General features: G+C 52.5%; 1 protein-coding gene. It reads left to right on the top strand.

Translation table 11 applies throughout. The annotated features are described in order from the left end of the window. Positions 1 to 20: 20 nt before the first annotated feature. Positions 21 to 625 (top strand): IS6 family transposase (locus JL39_RS13790; protein WP_037151354.1); only part of this gene is annotated, 605 nt, incomplete at its 3' end.

Raw genomic sequence — 625 nt, 5'->3', positions numbered from 1 at the left:
AATTTTCAGCGAGACTTTTGATGAGCGATTTCAAGTGGCGTCATTTTCAGGGTGACGTTATCTTATGGGCGGTGAGGTGGTATTGCCGCTATGGCATCAGCTACCGCGATCTTGAACAGATGATGGGCGAACGGGGCGTGCCTGTCGATCATTCCACGATTTATCGCTGGGTTCAAAAGTATGCACCGGAGATGGAAAGACGGCTGCGCTGGCATTGGCGCCGGCCACAGTCAACGAGCTGGCGTGTCGACGAAACCTATGTGAAGGTCCGCGGGCAATGGACTTACCTTTACCGGGCCGTCGACAAATTCGGCAACACCATCGATTTCTATCTGTCTCCGACCCGTAATGCCAAAGCAGCCAAGCGCTTTTTGGGTAAGGCTTTGAATGGCCTGAAAGACTGGGAAAAGCCGACTGTCATCAACACTGACAAAGCGTCAACCTACGGGATTGCCATCGCTCAATTGAAGGCCGAAGGCAAATGCCCCGACGAGCTGGTACATCGGCAGATCAAATATTTGAACAATGTCGTCGAGGCCGATCACGGCAAGCTGAAACAACTCATCAAGCCGGTCAGAGGGTTCAAGACGTTGAAGACGGCCTATGCGACGATCAAGGGTTTCGA

Source organism: Rhizobium sp. YS-1r (genome assembly GCF_000757525.1).
GTDB lineage: Bacteria > Pseudomonadota > Alphaproteobacteria > Rhizobiales > Rhizobiaceae > Neorhizobium > Neorhizobium petrolearium.
This window is presented reverse-complemented; position numbering and strand designations above follow the sequence as displayed.